Raw genomic sequence first — 15,652 nt, 5'->3', positions numbered from 1 at the left:
TCTCTATTAAAGCGCGACTTCGACATTCATCGAAATCTATAAATGGTTATTTTGCTGGAGATAATCAAAAAGGGCACTTGCTTCATTTGCTAAATTTCCCTCTACCACTGCTCTTTCTGCAGCTTGAAGTGCATCACTGACCCATTTCCCTGGTTTCTTGTCACTCACACTAAGAAGTTTCTTCCCATCAATTGCTAACTCTCGCATGGATGTAATCGGTAATTGATCATAGCGTTTTGCTACTTGTTCTAGTTGAGGTGTTTCACCAAAATAAATCATGAGTTCTTCTGTCTTCAAAGCGTTCTCTTTTCCCAAACAATAGAGTACCATTGGTTCCAACATCTGTCTTTTACGTTGAATCAATCCATGAACGATCATTTGAACTTCTCGAATCATTTGGTTGGAACATTTCCATTCCTTTAAGAAAGGACGGATCTCACTTTCTTGAAGTCCTAACTGATCGATCAGCAATGCCCACGCCTGACTTTCAGTTTGCAATGGTTCATCTGGTAAATCGGCAAAACGTAACAAGGCTTCACCATAGTCTCTTAAACCTGGACAATAAATATAACATTGCGTCTCAACGAATGTTCTCAATCCTGTAGAACGCTCTTTCCCTAATAACATTTTGATGAATTCCACATTAATCCGTTCGACAGAAATTTTTCCTAATAATGAATGGTTGGCCTGAATGGCCGCAGCCGTTTCTTGCTCGAGTGTAAACCCAATTTGACTAACAAATCGAATCCCACGCATCATACGCAAAGCATCTTCATGAAACCGTTCCTGTGGATCGCCTACTGCTCGAAGGATCTGGTTTTCTAAATCAGCTAACCCGTCAAATAAATCAATGATTTGACCATCTTCTTTTAATGCAAATGCATTGATCGTAAAATCACGTCTTTTTAGATCCTCTTCAAGTGAACGGACAAATTCGACATGATCTGGACGACGATAATCTTGATAGGTCGATTCTGTCCGAAAGGTCGTGATTTCATATTGTTCCTCTTCAGCCAAGACCAAAACGGTGCCATGTTCAATGCCGATATCAATGGTTTTCGGAAAAAGTTGTTTGATTTCTTCTGGGAATGCACTTGTTGCGATATCTACATCATGGATGGGTTGAGCCAACAAGATATCTCTGACGCTTCCCCCGACAAAATAAGCTTCAAAACCTGCTTGCTCCAATTTATTCAAGACAGGAATCGCTTTTTGGTATTCTCTTGGTAATTGTTTTAGTTTCATTGTTTTCCCTCTTCCAACTTGATGGCTTACGCTTTTTTATCATCCTTATTTGCTTCTTTTCTTTCAAAGCGATTGTGATCTCTGCGATTAAATTTTTCCATATTTTTTTCAAATACATCCGTTAAATCGATTTCCAGGGAATTTGCCATGATCATAGTGACAAATAAAACATCACCTAATTCTTCTGCTACAGAATTGTTGGGCTCCGTTTCTTTCTTCGCTTTTTCACCGTATGTATGATTGACTTCTCGAGCCAGCTCCCCGACTTCTTCTGTTAAGCGTGCCATTTGAGCTAATGGAGAAAAATAGCCTACTTTAAACTGTTGGATATAGTCATCTACTTCCTGTTGCATACTTCTTAAAGAACGTTCTTTTGTCATTTCTTCTCCACCTTTCCTATTTATCTTACCAAAAACTACGTCCAAATCCTAGGCAAGAGCGATTGAGAAAATAAAGATTACGTGCTACATTGAGTAATGTGATGTAAAAAGAATGAAATATTGCGAAAATATTAGTCGGTTTATCGAAGGAGTGGTTTGATGATCTCAATGAAAACAGTTAAAGAAGTCGTAATGATTATGGTTGGTACAAGTATTTATGCGTTTGGACTCGTTTATTTAAATATTGCGAATCATTTAGCAGAAGGTGGCGTTTCAGGGATCACTTTGATCTTACGCGCACTTTTTGGGATTGATCCTGCCTACTCTACGCTATTGATCAATATACCTTTGATTTTGATTGGTGGAAAAATTTTAGGAAAACGTTCACTCGCTTATACCGTCTTAGGAACAGTTTCGTTGTCTGCATTTTTATGGATTTGGCAACGTGTTCCTTTACAAATCAATCTTCAACATGACTTACTGATCGTCTCATTATTGGCTGGCTTAATTGCCGGAACTGGAAGTGGTCTGGTCTATCGGATGGGTGGAACTACCGGTGGAAGTGATATCATTGCTCGTATATTAGAAAAGAATTATGGAATCTCAATGGGTCGATCTTTACTGGTATTAGATGTTATCGTTTTGTTGGCTTCATTGACTTACATTGACTTGAAACGCATGATGTATACGTTAATTGTTTCTTATGTTTTCAGCCGTGTCATTGATTCAATCTTAGATGGCGGTTACTCAGCTAAAGGGATTTTAGTCGTCTCAAACAAAAATGAAGAAATTGCCCCACTGTTGATGACTGGATTAGAACGTGGCGTTACTTTTTTAAGTGGTGAAGGTGGGTTTTCTGGTCATTCTAAAAAAATTATCTATATGGTAGTTAGTTCGAGTGAATTGAATGAAGTGAAACGAATCGTCCATGAAATCGATGAAAAAGCCTTTCTATCGATTATCAATGTCCATGAGGTCGAAGGAGAAGGATTCACTTATCTTAAACCACAGACTAAGTTATTTAAGCGAATATAGCTCTCTCCTAGTTCTACTCGTTTTTCTGGAGTGAGTTTCATCTTTCTTTTTGGCATACAAAATCCCCCTATACAGGACTTTTATATTTCAGTGTCCTATATAGGGGGAGCATATCAACTTTCCTCAGTCTCTTTTAGTATCTTTAAAAACGAATAAACGGTTAAATAAAAGTATCCTTAGTTAGGATTCTTTCCTGCATGTTCGCCTTTTACTTGGTTCTTGCTTAATATTTCACGATTAACTTCATCGGACAATTCCAAGAAAGCATCTTTATCCCCTTTTTCAAGCGCTTGATCAATCTGTAAGTAAAGCATTTTGAGATGGGCTGCTTGTTCTTTCTCTTTGAGATATTGCTCGACTAGTTCAAGATCTTCTTCACTAATAGAGTCGTTCCAAGATGCAAAGGGGTTCTCTTCTAAAACCATTAAATACTCTTTCGTCTGCCAAGCATTTTCAAAAAGGCATTCTACATATAGCGGTCTTTTCCAATTTAATCGAATTTCATGAAAAATTTGATCAGTATCGGTAAACTCTTTCCCCTCGAGAAATAATTTCATTGGTTCTCCATCGAAAGAAAGGTCACTGATTTGTAATCCCCGATTTGCTTGATTCGCTCCTTCAACAAAATGAACATTACTTAAGATTGCTTCATGATTAGCCAAGTAATTCAAAATCCAAAAAACCTCTCTGCGACTAAATGAAACATGATTGACCATCCAAGTTAAGAAATTCTTTTTTTCCTTTACATCTATTAGCATTTTACTCACCTCTCTGCTAGGTCGTCTAATACTGACAATGCCTCCAAATCTCCAGGTTCCAATTCTAAATAATGAGTAAGTAGATCTTTTGTTTTTGTCAATTGTCCTTCTTCTCGTAAGAATAAGGCGTATTCTTTTAGAAAATCAGGTTCATGCTCCAATTCGTGATACGCTTGTTCATAATGAACAGCTGCTAGCGTGAAGTCCTCTAATTCATTATAGGCATGGGCTAAATTCCATTCCGCATATGGATTTGCAGTTTCTTCCATTTGATCGATACTCTTGATTACATCTTCGTAACGTTCTTCATCTAAATACAAATTACTTAATGTTAATAATGTTTCGTCTTGTTTTTCACCTAATTCCAACGCATTTAATAATAGTTTTTCTGCTTTTTCTTTGTCATGTAGGCGATACGCATTTTCAGAAGCTAAGTGATAGAGTTCTACTTGATAAGGATTTTCTTTGATCCCATCTTCAAGAACTTTCTGCGCTTCTTCAATCAATTCTTCTTCTTGCAATGCTTGACCTAAATAAAGATAAAGAGATTGATATTGGGGATTTACTTCTCTCAATTCTTGTAAATAATTGATCGCTTTTTCATTTTCTTTTAGCTGCAGATTGGTGAAAGCTAACTGGAATAAGCGATCATCTGTCCGTTCTTCCTGCAATGCTTGTTCCAATGGTTCGATTGCTGCTTCGAACTCTCCTTGCATGCTTAGAGATTGTCCTAAACGTTCCTGCATAGAGATACCAGAAATCTCATCAATATTACTTGATAATAATAGTTGATAGATCGTTGCAGCTTCAGCAAAACGATCGACTGAAAAGTAAAGTTCGGCTAAAGCAAATTGGATCAATGGTTCATCAGGCAACAACGCAGCTGCTTCCTTTAATTTCGCTTCACTGACTTCAGGAATACCGATTACTTGATATAAATCAGCAATTGCTAATAAAGCTTGAGGATAGTAGTCACTTTCTTTTGAAATGTTTTCCAGATATTCAAATGCTTGATCGATTTCATTATCTTCAATCGCAATTTCCGCCAATGGAATGAACAACTCATCATTTTCGGGGTACTGTTTCACTAACTGTTCAAAAATTTGCTTTGCTTCTTCTAAAAAACCAATCGCTAAGAGTTCTTCCCCTAATTCAGCCAAAACATCGGCCGGATCTTCTTTCAAAGCTTGTGTCAGATATAACTGAGCTTGCGCCAAATCTTCCTCTGACAATGCTTGTAACATTTTTTCACTATTTGTATTCATTTAAATCCCTCTAATCTCACTAATAATCTCGTCATAAGATTTCATTGTTTGTATTAATTCTTGTTCCTTTGGCGATTGATATTTCTCTATTATACCAATTTTTTTCAAAACAAGAATTTTTTTGCTTTTTTCCGCTAGAAGCAAGACATTTTCTAAATAATCAATTTTTGATAATTGTTCTGGCCAATCGATAGGATAACCCAGATGTTTCAACCAGATAAAAAAATTTTTCAATTGAAAGGACATATCCGCTAGTCCTACATTCCAAGTAAGATGAAAAAGCATTCCTAATAGTTTTTTCATACTAGCTGATAACAAATGACCATTTTCTGTTAGGTAAAAAGCTTGTTCAAATAGTTTACCATAATTTGAGAGATTTTCCGCATCTACTTGGTAAAAAGTAATCATTTCTTCCAGCATCCCCGTAAAAGCCCGCTGAGATAACTGCCTTGGTTGCGGATAGTTTTTATAGAGATTTTGTAAAAAATGATAATCACAAACTAAACCACATGTTATCAAAGTCAAAAAATCTATTTGTTTCCCTTCTCCTTGTTTTTCACTGATTGTTTGATCGTAAACAATTCGTTCTGGAAGGTTGGTCGTTCGCAAGACGACTTGATTTGGCAATTGTAAAATATTTCGTTGAGGAGTTAATGCCCGGGCCATTGAACGAATCGATACCGGTATTAGCCATAATGTTGATGCAAGTGAGGTATGCTTCTGGAAAAAACCTGCTAAATCCATGATTCCCTCATTCCCAAACCCAATTATAAGTAAGGATTGGTTTTCAGGATATCGTTTTGCAAATGTCACAAGATTACTTAGTTCTGTTAAGTGATTACATTGAGTATTGGCACAGATATACCAATCAATCTCACTTGGGTTAGGAAACTGTTGGTTGATTTTCTCAACAAACAAATCGTAATACCGTTGGTTCGTCAAAAATAAAACAGGCTGATCAATCGTTATTGTTTTCAGCTGGCTGACCAACGTTTCCCCATAATAGATTTTTGTTTGTTCTTCTTGTCCTTGATAGTCGATTTCCATAAGCACCCCTCCTTTTCTTTATTTTACCATTAGTAAGTAAAATCGGAAAAGAATAGGGTAAATTCTTGAAAGAATATAGAAAAACTTCGTAATTCACCTACATTTAGGAGTACCTATTTAAAGAATTCTTGTGTAATAAATCGGGCATGGTATACTGTAATACGAAGTAAAAGATTATATAGGACTTTGCTTTTCATTTTATAAAACGGAGAAATGGATTAAGCAATTTTATTCAACTAAATTTCATCAAAAATGAGGGATAAGTTTTGTCAAAAATAAATAAAAAATCAGTTACAGCAATTTTAATTATCTCCCTATGTGCTTTTTTTATGGTTTCACCTCAAATTTATAAACATGCACTCATTGTTTCAAATGACTGGGTATTTCATATGAACCGTTTCTATGACACGGCTATGCAATTAAAAAATGGCACGTTTAATTATTTCCAATCCATCTACGGTTTTAGCCAATCGGGAAGAGTCATCAATGCCCTTTATGGAACCGACTTTGCCTATTTACATGGACTGTTACTTTTAATTTTTAAAACTTGGTTCAGATTCCAACTTGTATCTACTTTTCTGTGTTACTTCACTGCCGGTACATCGATGTATTTCCTTGGACGGTACTGCCATTTAGAGCAAAAAATTGCTACGGGGATGGCTATTTTATACATGGGTACACCTACCATTTTTTACTACACTCTTGCCCAAAATTTTTCTGGTTGGGGTGCTGCCTTTTTACCTCTTATTTTTATTCCAGCTGTTAGAATGATAAGAAATCGGGAAAGCCCAATCCAACCTGTGGTGCTAGGAGGAACCATTTCATTATTGCTATCTGTCCATATGTTTTCAACATTACTAGCCGTAGCCGCTTTGATTCCCTTTTTCCTTGTAGGTTTTCTTCACTCGAACAAAAAACTAGTAATAATCAAACAGGCTCTACTAGCAGTGGTGATCGCTATCGGTCTTTCTTTCAATACGTTTACTGCTTTTCTGGATTTGTCCAATGATACCTTGATTCCACCATACGCAGTAACTGATCTATTATCGAATAGTACTTCACTTTCGTTTGGTTCAATTGGCTGGACAAACTTTGGACTAATCCTTTCTATGATATTTGTTTTTCAACTTGTGTTTACTATCGTCCACTTTAATAAACTCAGTGTGTTGGAAAAAACAATCAACTTAGTCGGAGCATTCTTTTTACTTGTCTCTTCTAAATACATTCCTTGGAATGATATCGGCAATTATTTTACATTTGTTCGAAAAATGCAATTTCCACAAAGACTGGGTTGCATCGCATGTATCTTATTAATACTAGGGTTCGGTTTTACCATTCAAAAAGCCTTTGTAACTTTAGAGAAACAATCAGTTTTAAAAATCAGTGTGCCACTATTACTGACTTTTTCATTGTTAAATTTAACAGGTGGCTATGCTTTAATTTCGGATACAGCAGCTATCTGGAATAGTGATTCCCCACTTTCTAAAGACACCAGTGCTGCTGAAACCTTAGAAAGTAATGCAAGTAATATTCGTCACCTATTTGGAGGCAATGCTGATCTATCTGCTGCTTTACAAATACACAGAAAACCGATGGCTGACTATTTACCTGCTAGTGGTGGACAATTGGAAGATCCTTACAAAGCTTATAAAGAGGACGTTTTACACAATTCTATCCCTCTTAAAAGATCAATTGACAAACAAGGGAATATACATCTAACTTTCACTGCTAAAGATACAAATAAAATAACTTTACCAGTAATCATTTACCACAATAGTTCTCTCATAATCAATGGAAAATCTAGAAGTGAAGCACAATATTCACTGACTTCAATAGGCGCTCTAAGAATTTCTCCAAAGATTGGTACAAATGAAATTATTGTAGGATATAAACCAGGTAAACTATTCAGATCAGCTATTTATATCCGAATATTAACAGTGGTTATCATCATTGCTTACTATATGAGCAAACGATGCAAATTTTTCAGTAAAAACAAACGCACGCAATAACCGATGAGCAAAAGATTTTTTCTAAACAGCCAGATAGAAAAATGAGGCAATGAGTGAAGCAAGCAACTTTGAATAAATAAGAGGTTGTAAAAATAACGACTATCTTATTCATTAAGATAGTTTGAAAAAATAGCTTTTCGTCAATAATGACTGATAAGTTTTGTATTAAAAAATCTGGGACAGAATGAACCGTATTCTGCCTCAGATTTTTTATTATTGTTTAAAGTAAGGTTGTGAAAGCATCGGAGCTTCAATGACAATAAGAAAAGATTTTTTGAAATAGCTTCTCCTATTTTAGAAAATTATCGCTTATTGCTGAGGAGTTGCTTCTTGCAGACCATTTACTCATTTTTAAACTGAAAAATAAGATTTATATCTCAGATACATAAATAACGGAGACGCAAAGTACTACCCTTCGTCTCCTAATTTCTTCACTCTAAAACTCAAAACAATAGGAAATATAAAAAAGCACTTGCAGCTTAAAGCCACAAGCGCTTTTTTATGAGCCGTATTATTTAACAGCGTCTTTTAATGCTTTACCTGGTTTGAATGCAGGTACTTTGCTAGCTGGGATTTCGATTTCTTCACCAGTTTGTGGATTACGTCCTTTACGTGCAGCACGTTCGCGAACTTCAAAGTTACCAAAACCGATTAATTGAACTTTTTCGCCGTTAGCTAAAGCATCTTGAATAGTTGAAAATACAGCATCGACTGCTGCAGTTGCATCTTTTTTAGTTAAGTCAGTAGCTGAAGCAACTTTTTCGATTAATTCTGCTTTGTTTGCCATGGATAGATTCACCTCCTCCACAAGAGATATGATGTAAAACATCAGTTTAGTTAAAAACATTCTGAGTGGTCCAGAAGTTTAAAAGAAATATTGATCTAGTTCAATATTCTGTTATCACGATATCATATAAACCGCTTAATAGCAAGGTTTTTACCATTTTTCACGTGCTTTTTTTAGTCATAAAAACGTAATAAACAAAACCACCTATTTTTTTTGAAAAAAATCTGCCGATGTGGTAAAATGCCTATTTTCGTCTTCTTGGAATGATTCGGATCGAAGTTCCTTCGAAAGTAAATGCTTTACGAATTTGATTTTCTAAGAAACGTTCATAAGAAAAATGCATCAACTCTTCTTCGTTAACAAAAACGACGAAGGTTGGTGGTTTTACAGCCACTTGCGTAGCATAGAAAATCTTCAACCGCTTCCCTTTATCTGTTGGAGTCGGGTTGATCGCTACTGCATCCATGATGATATCATTCAAGACAGCAGACGGCACACGCAAGTTTTGATTCATACTTACTTCTTCGATCATTTCAGGTAAACGTTCTAAACGTTGTTTTGTGACTGCTGATACGAAGACGATTGGCGCATAATCTAAATAACGAAATTCTTCACGAATTTCTTGCTCAAAATCACGCATCGTATTGGTTTCTTTTTTGACAAGATCCCATTTGTTTACCACTATGATCACACCACGTCCTGCTTCATGTGCGTATCCAGCTACCCGTTTGTCTTGCTCACGGATTCCTTCTTCAGCATTCAAAACCATCAAAACGATGTCGGAACGGTCAATAGCACGCATCGCACGCATCACACTGTATTTTTCGGTATTTTCATATACTTTTCCACGCTTACGCATTCCTGCAGTATCGATCATTAAAAATTTCTGTCCGTTATCAGATACAAAGTGAGTATCGATAGCATCTCTAGTCGTTCCTTCTATATCCGAAACGATTACTCGTTCTTCTCCTAGAATCGCATTAATCAATGAAGATTTCCCAACATTTGGGCGGCCGATCAAACTAAATTTGATCGTATCATCCTCTTCTTCTTCCCCATCATTTGAAAAGTGTTTAATTGCTTCATCTAATACGTCACCGATCCCTAAACCGTGACTTCCTGACACTGGATATGGATCACCCAATCCTAATGAATAAAATTCGTAAATATCATTTCGCATTTCGGGATTATCCACTTTGTTAACTGCTAAAATCACAGGTTTATTACTACGGTATAAAATTTTTGCTACTACTTCATCTGCATCGGTGACTCCTTCACGTCCGCTGACAACACAGATGATGACATCTGCTTCTTCAATCGCGATTTCTGCTTGATGCTTGATTTGATCCATGAATGGTTCGTCACCTAAATCAATCCCACCTGTATCGATCACACTGAATTCTCGACCTAACCATTCGCCTTTAGCATAAATACGATCGCGAGTTACTCCTGGAGTATCTTCGACAATCGAGATACGCTCGCCAGCGATGCGGTTAAAAATCGTAGACTTACCGACGTTCGGGCGGCCAACGATTGCAATTGTTGGATTTGCCATATTTTTTCCTCCTCACAAGTTTCCAATCTTACTTAGTGTAACGAAAGCTTTGCGAACTTTCAAGCATTGTTCGCTAAAATTACGCAAGTATTTATTCATTGGACAACTTTTTTTCATAAAACATCAAAGTGAATATTGAACTCTAGGAAACCATCTTTTATTCTTGTTTCTTTGGTTAAAGAACTACATTGTTCAAATAACCCTAAAAACCATATTCAGAACCGCTAGATGAGCGTTAGCCTAAATATTCACACACTACTGAACTTAAAATCGATCAGTGACATTTGATTATAGCATAATTTGTTTCTCTCGTTTTCATTTTCTACTCTTTTTATTGTTTCTTGATATGTGAAAGCTCTTTTCATCTCTCTCATTCTTTCAACGATCTTCATATTCTCGAACTCTCAGTTTATCTAGCGCAATATCCTAATTCCTTATTCTAGCCTGTATTTTCTTATAGTCACTTCATTCAGTCCCACTGTACCTACATTATAGCCTTATGCCCAAAAATGTTGATTTTCAAACTCAAATTAACATTTCCATGCTTATTAGAAATTATTAACGTCCTTTTTCTTTTAAATAGCTTGTAAAACTGGGCATGCATATTTCATTAATCTACAGTCGGAAAGGTTGTGCCATATCTAGCTATGAGAAATAAGCCGAAGAATCCAAAAATAGTTCCTCCTATTTTTGGTATTCTTCGGCAATTTTTTGTCAAAGCAACTTCTTGAACCATGTGGATATGGTCATGAAAGAAGCGATCAGCTCCAAATTTTTTTGAACGAATGTGATAAACATCAAGAAAAGAATTTGACGTTAAATGCTCCCTCCAGGAAGTAATGAGATTGGCAAAATGTAATCCTTGCTTGTCTTTTCATTCTTCATTTTTTTCAAAAGAATATCAACAATCAAACTTGCGATTTCATCAATTGGTTGTCTGATTGTGGTCAATTGTGGGAAAAATTTCTCAACAAAAGATGTTCCATCATAGCCAATAATTTTTAGATCTTCTGGGATATTAAGTTTAAGCTGATGAGCAATTTTCATAGTAAGAATGGCTGTTAGATCATCAGAAACAAAAATACCATCTGGTTTGTGACTTAGGATCGTCGACTTGATTTCCATTTCTCGACGAATCGTAGAGAGATTATTAGGAATTTTGAAAACTTTACCATTTGGATTTTGAAAAGAAAAACCAAGCGCACGTAACCCTGTTGGAGAATCCGTATTGTCATTTCCTGTAATCATAATACTATTTTGACAACCATTTTTTTGTAACGTTTTAGCAGCCAGTTTTCCACCTTCAAAGTTGTCTGAAGAAACAATGGAAACATTGGGAGCTAAGTTTCTATCAAAAGCGACAATAGGTGCTCCCACACGCTCATAATCAGCAATTCCAAGATTATGACTAGATGAGATAATCCCATCAACTTGATTCGCTTCAAGCATTTCAATGTATTCCCGCTCTTTAGCAGGATCGTTCTGACTATTGCAAATAATTGTTTTATAGCCATGTTTGAATAATTCGATTTCCAGATACTCAATCAGTTCAGAGTAAAAGATATTACTGATATTAGGAAAAATAAGCCCAATAAGTTGGGGTGACTTTCCTTGAAGTCCACGTGCTAGATTATTAGGTTTATAACCAAGAGTTTTCATAGCTTCATGAACTTTTTGTTTTGTTTTTTCCGATAAATATCCCTTATTGTTAATGACGCGTGAAACGGTAGTTGGGCTAACTCCAGCTAGTTCAGCGACATCAGATAATTTTGCTACCATATTAATATTTTAATTCAAAGTATTTTCCAGTCGGTTCACCTGATTTAAGTTGAATACCATTTTGGTGTTTCTCAGGGAATACGCGACTAGTAAATACTTTTTCTCCTTTATTAATAAAAATCTCAATGATTGAATTATCTACAAAAATGTTAGCAATTGTTTCTTTAGTATCAATTGAGCATTCACGAATCGTACCAAAGTCAGTGGCATATTGAATGCCTGCTTTGCTGCGATCTAAAATAATTTTTCCTTCTTTGGTATCTACAATCAAGCTAAGTCCATTTCCTTTACTATCAGAGAAAAGAAGTAACTCCGATTTCTGATTTGGAGGAAAAGTTAGTTCAAGCTCATAAGTATTATTTGTTTCTGCTTTTGCTGTAAATTGTTCAGAACTAGCACGTAATGATGTAATAGCTTCTACTGGATATTGGTAAAGTTTACCATCTTTTATTGAAAGTTCTTTTACAAGACTCATTGCTCCCTGATAATCATACTTATCAGTTGGATAATCGATATCAGGTAGTCCAATCCAACTGACAATCAGAGCACGACCATCAGGAGTATTGAATCCTTGAGTCGCATACGCTTCAAATCCATAATCAAGATTTTGAATTTCTGAAGCGCCCACAAGTTTTACTTTTTCTATGTCAAGCGATTGACAGATCTTAAAAGTATTCGGATAGATATTCCCATAATTTAGCTCAGATTTATCCAACCCTTGAGGACAATAAATGAGAACAGGTTTTTTGTCTACAAATACTAGATTTGGACACTCAATCATGTATTCTGAACCAGTGCCGCCAAAATCAAGGTTGCCAACTTCCTCCCATGTTTCCACGTTATTGTCATCCGCTTTGTAAAGTTTGATAAAGCCTGATTTTTCTAAATTTTGTGCTCCAACAATCGCATACAATTGTCCTTCATAATTAAACATTTGTGGATCACGAAAATGATCAGTTACATCAGCAGGTGGATGAATAAGAACATTCTCACCTTTCGTAATGTTGTAGTCTTTATCCATCCATGCTCCGATTTGAAGTGTATCACGTTCCCAATTTTCATTTCGAACGTTTCCTGTATAGAGTAAGAATAGATTCCCCTCTATTTCATATGCAGAACCGGAATAAGCGCCGTGGCTATCTCGTTTTGTGTCTGGAAGAAGTTCTGCTCCTGTTACATGAAAATGAACTAAATCATCTGATTCAGTGTGTACCCATTCTTTCAACCCATGAGCAGCTCCAAATGGCCAATTTTGATAAAAAAGCGTATATTTTCCGTTAAAAAAAGAAAAACCATTAGGATCGTTTAACAATCCTGTTTTAGGTTCGATATGATAGCTAGCACGCCAAGGTGATCGTTTTATATTATCCTTAATTTTATCCATCTCATCTTTAGTCCAATCAGAATAAGCACGATATCGTATTTCTCGAGGTAAGTTCATATTTTACTCCTTCAATTTATCTTTTTACAACTAGTATGGTAAACGTTTTCCGTTGAAAAATCAATCATTTCATTTAAAAAAATAAATTATATGACAAACGTTTGACATATTTTTAAGATATGCTAAAATAAATTTGCATTTCAGTGAACCGTTTTCACGTAAAAATAAAAAAGGAGTGATTCGAATGAATTACAGTAAAGTAGCTTCCGACGTAATACAAGCGGTCGGAAAAGATAACCTTATTGCAGCTGCACACTGCGCTACACGTCTTCGTCTCGTACTAAAAGATGACACGAAAGTGAATCAAAAAGCTTTAGACGAAAATCCAGATGTGAAAGGCACATTTAAAATTGATGGACAATATCAAGTGATTATCGGTGCAGGTGATGTTAATTTCGTTTATGACGAACTTATCAAAAAAACTGGACTTTCAGAAATTTCAACAGATGATTTAAAACAAATTGCTAGTAAAGATAAAAAATTCAACCCCATTATGGCATTAATTAAATTATTATCAGATATTTTTGTTCCAATTATACCTGCCCTTGTTGCAGGTGGTTTATTAATGGCATTACAAAACTTTTTAACAGCTGCTGGACTTTTTGGACCAAAATCAATTGAAGAAATGTATCCTGCGATTGAAGGTATTTCCTCAATGATCCAACTGATGTCCGCTGCACCATTTATGTTTTTGCCTATTCTAGTTGGTATTTCCGCTGCTAAACGTTTTGGAGCCAACCAGTTCCTTGGTGCTGCAATTGGAATGATTATGACAACACCACAACTTGGTGGTTCTATGGAATATTGGAATATATTTGGTTATCATGTCTCACAAACTAACTATGCTTATCAAGTCATTCCTGTGTTAGCAGCTGTTTGGCTATTATCAGTACTGGAAAAGTTTTTTCACAAAAAACTTCCATCATCCGTTGACTTTACATTTACCCCCTTATTATCTGTAATCATTACCGGCTTTCTAACCTTCACAGTCATCGGCCCTGTCATGTTATTGCTTTCTAACGGGATTACAGATGCGATCGTTTGGCTATATAATGCAACCGGATTTATTGGAATGGGTATTTTTGGTGGAACTTACTCGTTAATCGTTATGACAGGTCTTCATCAATCATTTCCTGCAATTGAAACGCAGTTACTTTCAGCATGGACTAATGGTATTGGACATGGAGACTTTATATTTGTAGTTGCTTCTATGGCGAACGTTGCCCAAGGTGCTGCAACATTTGCTATCTGGTTCTTGACTAAAAATGCTAAAACAAAAAGTCTTGCTTCCTCTGCAGGGGTATCAGCTCTTCTTGGAATTACTGAACCAGCTCTGTTTGGTGTCAATTTAAAATATCGTTTCCCATTTTTCTGTGCTTTAATTGGTTCGGGAGTTGCCGCTGCAGTAGCAGGGCTACTGAAAGTAGTTGCTGTATCACTTGGTTCAGCAGGTTTTCTTGGATTTCTTTCAATTAATGCAACCTCTATCCCATTTTATTTACTATGTGAATTAATTAGCTTTGCGATTGCTTTTGCAATTACTTACTTTTATGGAAAAACAAAAGCTTCAGGCATCTTTGCAGCAGAAGCTCTTACGGATCAAACAGTGACGAATCATTCAGAAAACACCCAACAATCCACAGTTACTTCTGGCGAACCTACTAAAACAAATCATTCTTCAGAAACAATCGTTAGTCCCCTTGCAGGTGAAGTGATTGGACTTGATTCAGTAAATGATCCAGTATTTTCTTCAGAGACTATGGGAAAAGGTATTGCGATTAAACCAACTGGGGACACTGTTTATTCTCCAGTAGATGGTACTATTCAAGTTACATTTGAGACTGGACATGCTTACGGTCTTAAATCGAATGATGGCGCTGAAATACTGATTCATATTGGTATTGACACCGTATCGATGGGCGGTAAAGGATTTATACAAAAAGTTACTGCTAATCAAAAAGTAAAAAAAGGAGATATCCTTGGAACGTTTGATCGTACGCTAATTAAAGAAGCAGGACTTGATGATACAACAATGGTTATTGTGACAAATACCGCAGATTATTCAAAAGTGAAACCACTTATTAAAGGAACAGTTACCGCTACTACTGATTTACTTGAAGTTGAATAATGGAATAGTCAATAGTACTGATTATTCTTTCTAACCAAAACATCAATAAACGGATAATTTAAAGGGCAATGCGCGATCTGATGTATGTATTAACTGGAATAATAGCGATTTTTCAAAAGAAAATAACAAATAAACGAGTTAAATTCTTTAAAAATCTGAACAATAAATTGGTTAAATGCATAACTGCCCATGAAATCATCTTTAACTATAAGGAGAAATGTTT

At 35.9% G+C, this 15,652-nt stretch carries 12 protein-coding genes; 3 read left to right on the top strand and 9 right to left on the bottom strand.

What is annotated here, in order from left to right; translation table 11 throughout:
- Nucleotides 1–36: 36 nt before the first annotated feature.
- Nucleotides 37–1,245: a CCA tRNA nucleotidyltransferase gene (locus IGJ18_RS05385; protein ID WP_438842984.1), complete on the bottom strand. Its 1,209-nt coding sequence runs from the start codon at nucleotides 1,243–1,245 to the stop codon at nucleotides 37–39.
- Between the two features lie 26 nt (nucleotides 1,246–1,271).
- Nucleotides 1,272–1,625 carry a nucleotide pyrophosphohydrolase gene (locus IGJ18_RS05380; protein ID WP_010719556.1) on the bottom strand — a complete coding sequence of 118 codons (354 nt, stop codon included), beginning with the start codon at nucleotides 1,623–1,625 and terminating at the stop codon, nucleotides 1,272–1,274.
- 159 nt (nucleotides 1,626–1,784) lie between these two features.
- Between IGJ18_RS05380 and IGJ18_RS05375 the strand changes: the two genes are divergently transcribed.
- Nucleotides 1,785–2,660, top strand: a complete 876-nt coding sequence (locus IGJ18_RS05375) for a YitT family protein (RefSeq protein ID WP_034700281.1) — start codon at nucleotides 1,785–1,787, stop codon at nucleotides 2,658–2,660.
- A gap of 176 nt (nucleotides 2,661–2,836) precedes the next feature.
- Here the strand turns inward: IGJ18_RS05375 and IGJ18_RS05370 are convergent, their stop codons facing one another.
- From IGJ18_RS05370 to IGJ18_RS05360, 3 genes are read right to left on the bottom strand one after another with little or no spacing between them, the layout of a single operon-like run.
- On the bottom strand, nucleotides 2,837–3,418 hold the full coding sequence (locus tag IGJ18_RS05370) for a ReoY family proteolytic degradation factor (RefSeq protein WP_010719559.1): 582 nt from the start codon (nucleotides 3,416–3,418) through the stop codon (nucleotides 2,837–2,839).
- Nucleotides 3,419–3,423: 5 nt separating this feature from the next.
- Entirely contained in the window at nucleotides 3,424–4,683 is a 1,260-nt protein-coding gene (locus IGJ18_RS05365; protein ID WP_088775133.1) for a tetratricopeptide repeat protein, read from the bottom strand.
- Nucleotides 4,684–5,730, bottom strand: a complete 1,047-nt coding sequence (locus IGJ18_RS05360) for a hypothetical protein (RefSeq protein WP_034700278.1) — start codon at nucleotides 5,728–5,730, stop codon at nucleotides 4,684–4,686.
- 329 nt (nucleotides 5,731–6,059) lie between these two features.
- On the opposite strand from IGJ18_RS05360, the gene IGJ18_RS05355 reads away from it, so the two are divergent.
- Nucleotides 6,060–7,739 carry a hypothetical protein gene (locus IGJ18_RS05355; RefSeq protein ID WP_438842983.1) on the top strand — a complete coding sequence of 560 codons (1,680 nt, stop codon included), beginning with the start codon at nucleotides 6,060–6,062 and terminating at the stop codon, nucleotides 7,737–7,739.
- 511 nt (nucleotides 7,740–8,250) lie between these two features.
- On the opposite strand, the gene IGJ18_RS05350 is transcribed toward IGJ18_RS05355, so the two are convergent.
- The 4 genes from IGJ18_RS05350 to IGJ18_RS05335 form a co-directional block, all read right to left on the bottom strand.
- Nucleotides 8,251–8,526, bottom strand: coding sequence for an HU family DNA-binding protein (locus IGJ18_RS05350; protein WP_002290178.1), 276 nt, complete (start codon nucleotides 8,524–8,526; stop codon nucleotides 8,251–8,253).
- 244 nt (nucleotides 8,527–8,770) lie between these two features.
- Nucleotides 8,771–10,081, bottom strand: a complete 1,311-nt coding sequence (der, locus tag IGJ18_RS05345) for a ribosome biogenesis GTPase Der (RefSeq protein ID WP_010719563.1) — start codon at nucleotides 10,079–10,081, stop codon at nucleotides 8,771–8,773.
- An 816-nt stretch (nucleotides 10,082–10,897) separates the two neighbouring features.
- Nucleotides 10,898–11,860 carry a LacI family DNA-binding transcriptional regulator gene (locus tag IGJ18_RS05340; protein WP_438842982.1) on the bottom strand — a complete coding sequence of 321 codons (963 nt, stop codon included), beginning with the start codon at nucleotides 11,858–11,860 and terminating at the stop codon, nucleotides 10,898–10,900.
- 1 nt (nucleotide 11,861) lies between these two features.
- The gene (locus IGJ18_RS05335; protein WP_438842981.1) at nucleotides 11,862–13,301 is read right to left on the bottom strand and encodes a sucrose-6-phosphate hydrolase; all 1,440 of its coding nucleotides are present in this window, start codon (nucleotides 13,299–13,301) and stop codon (nucleotides 11,862–11,864) included.
- A 184-nt stretch (nucleotides 13,302–13,485) separates the two neighbouring features.
- On the opposite strand from IGJ18_RS05335, the gene IGJ18_RS05330 reads away from it, so the two are divergent.
- On the top strand, nucleotides 13,486–15,429 hold the full coding sequence (locus tag IGJ18_RS05330) for a sucrose-specific PTS transporter subunit IIBC (protein ID WP_438842980.1): 1,944 nt from the start codon (nucleotides 13,486–13,488) through the stop codon (nucleotides 15,427–15,429).
- Nucleotides 15,430–15,652 lie beyond the last annotated feature (223 nt).

The sequence above is a fragment of the Enterococcus sp. AZ078 genome, from assembly GCF_051714985.1.
In the GTDB taxonomy this organism is placed as follows: Bacteria; Bacillota; Bacilli; order Lactobacillales; family Enterococcaceae; genus Enterococcus_B; species Enterococcus_B hirae.
Note: the sequence above shows the minus strand (reverse complement) of the source record. Positions and strands in the feature narration are given on the sequence as shown.

What these genes read in the sequence shown, in the direction of transcription:
- IGJ18_RS05385 (WP_438842984.1), bottom strand. Translation starts at nt 1,245, where the DNA reads ATGAAACTAAAACAATTACCAAGAGAATACCAAAAAGCGATTCCTGTC.
- IGJ18_RS05380 (WP_010719556.1), bottom strand. Translation starts at nt 1,625, where the DNA reads ATGACAAAAGAACGTTCTTTAAGAAGTATGCAACAGGAAGTAGATGAC.
- IGJ18_RS05375 (WP_034700281.1), top strand. Translation starts at nt 1,785, where the DNA reads ATGATCTCAATGAAAACAGTTAAAGAAGTCGTAATGATTATGGTTGGT.
- IGJ18_RS05370 (WP_010719559.1), bottom strand. Translation starts at nt 3,418, where the DNA reads ATGCTAATAGATGTAAAGGAAAAAAAGAATTTCTTAACTTGGATGGTC.
- IGJ18_RS05365 (WP_088775133.1), bottom strand. Translation starts at nt 4,683, where the DNA reads ATGAATACAAATAGTGAAAAAATGTTACAAGCATTGTCAGAGGAAGAT.
- IGJ18_RS05360 (WP_034700278.1), bottom strand. Translation starts at nt 5,730, where the DNA reads ATGGAAATCGACTATCAAGGACAAGAAGAACAAACAAAAATCTATTAT.
- IGJ18_RS05355 (WP_438842983.1), top strand. Translation starts at nt 6,060, where the DNA reads ATGGTTTCACCTCAAATTTATAAACATGCACTCATTGTTTCAAATGAC.
- IGJ18_RS05350 (WP_002290178.1), bottom strand. Translation starts at nt 8,526, where the DNA reads ATGGCAAACAAAGCAGAATTAATCGAAAAAGTTGCTTCAGCTACTGAC.
- der (WP_010719563.1), bottom strand. Translation starts at nt 10,081, where the DNA reads ATGGCAAATCCAACAATTGCAATCGTTGGCCGCCCGAACGTCGGTAAG.
- IGJ18_RS05340 (WP_438842982.1), bottom strand. Translation starts at nt 11,860, where the DNA reads ATGGTAGCAAAATTATCTGATGTCGCTGAACTAGCTGGAGTTAGCCCA.
- IGJ18_RS05335 (WP_438842981.1), bottom strand. Translation starts at nt 13,301, where the DNA reads ATGAACTTACCTCGAGAAATACGATATCGTGCTTATTCTGATTGGACT.
- IGJ18_RS05330 (WP_438842980.1), top strand. Translation starts at nt 13,486, where the DNA reads ATGAATTACAGTAAAGTAGCTTCCGACGTAATACAAGCGGTCGGAAAA.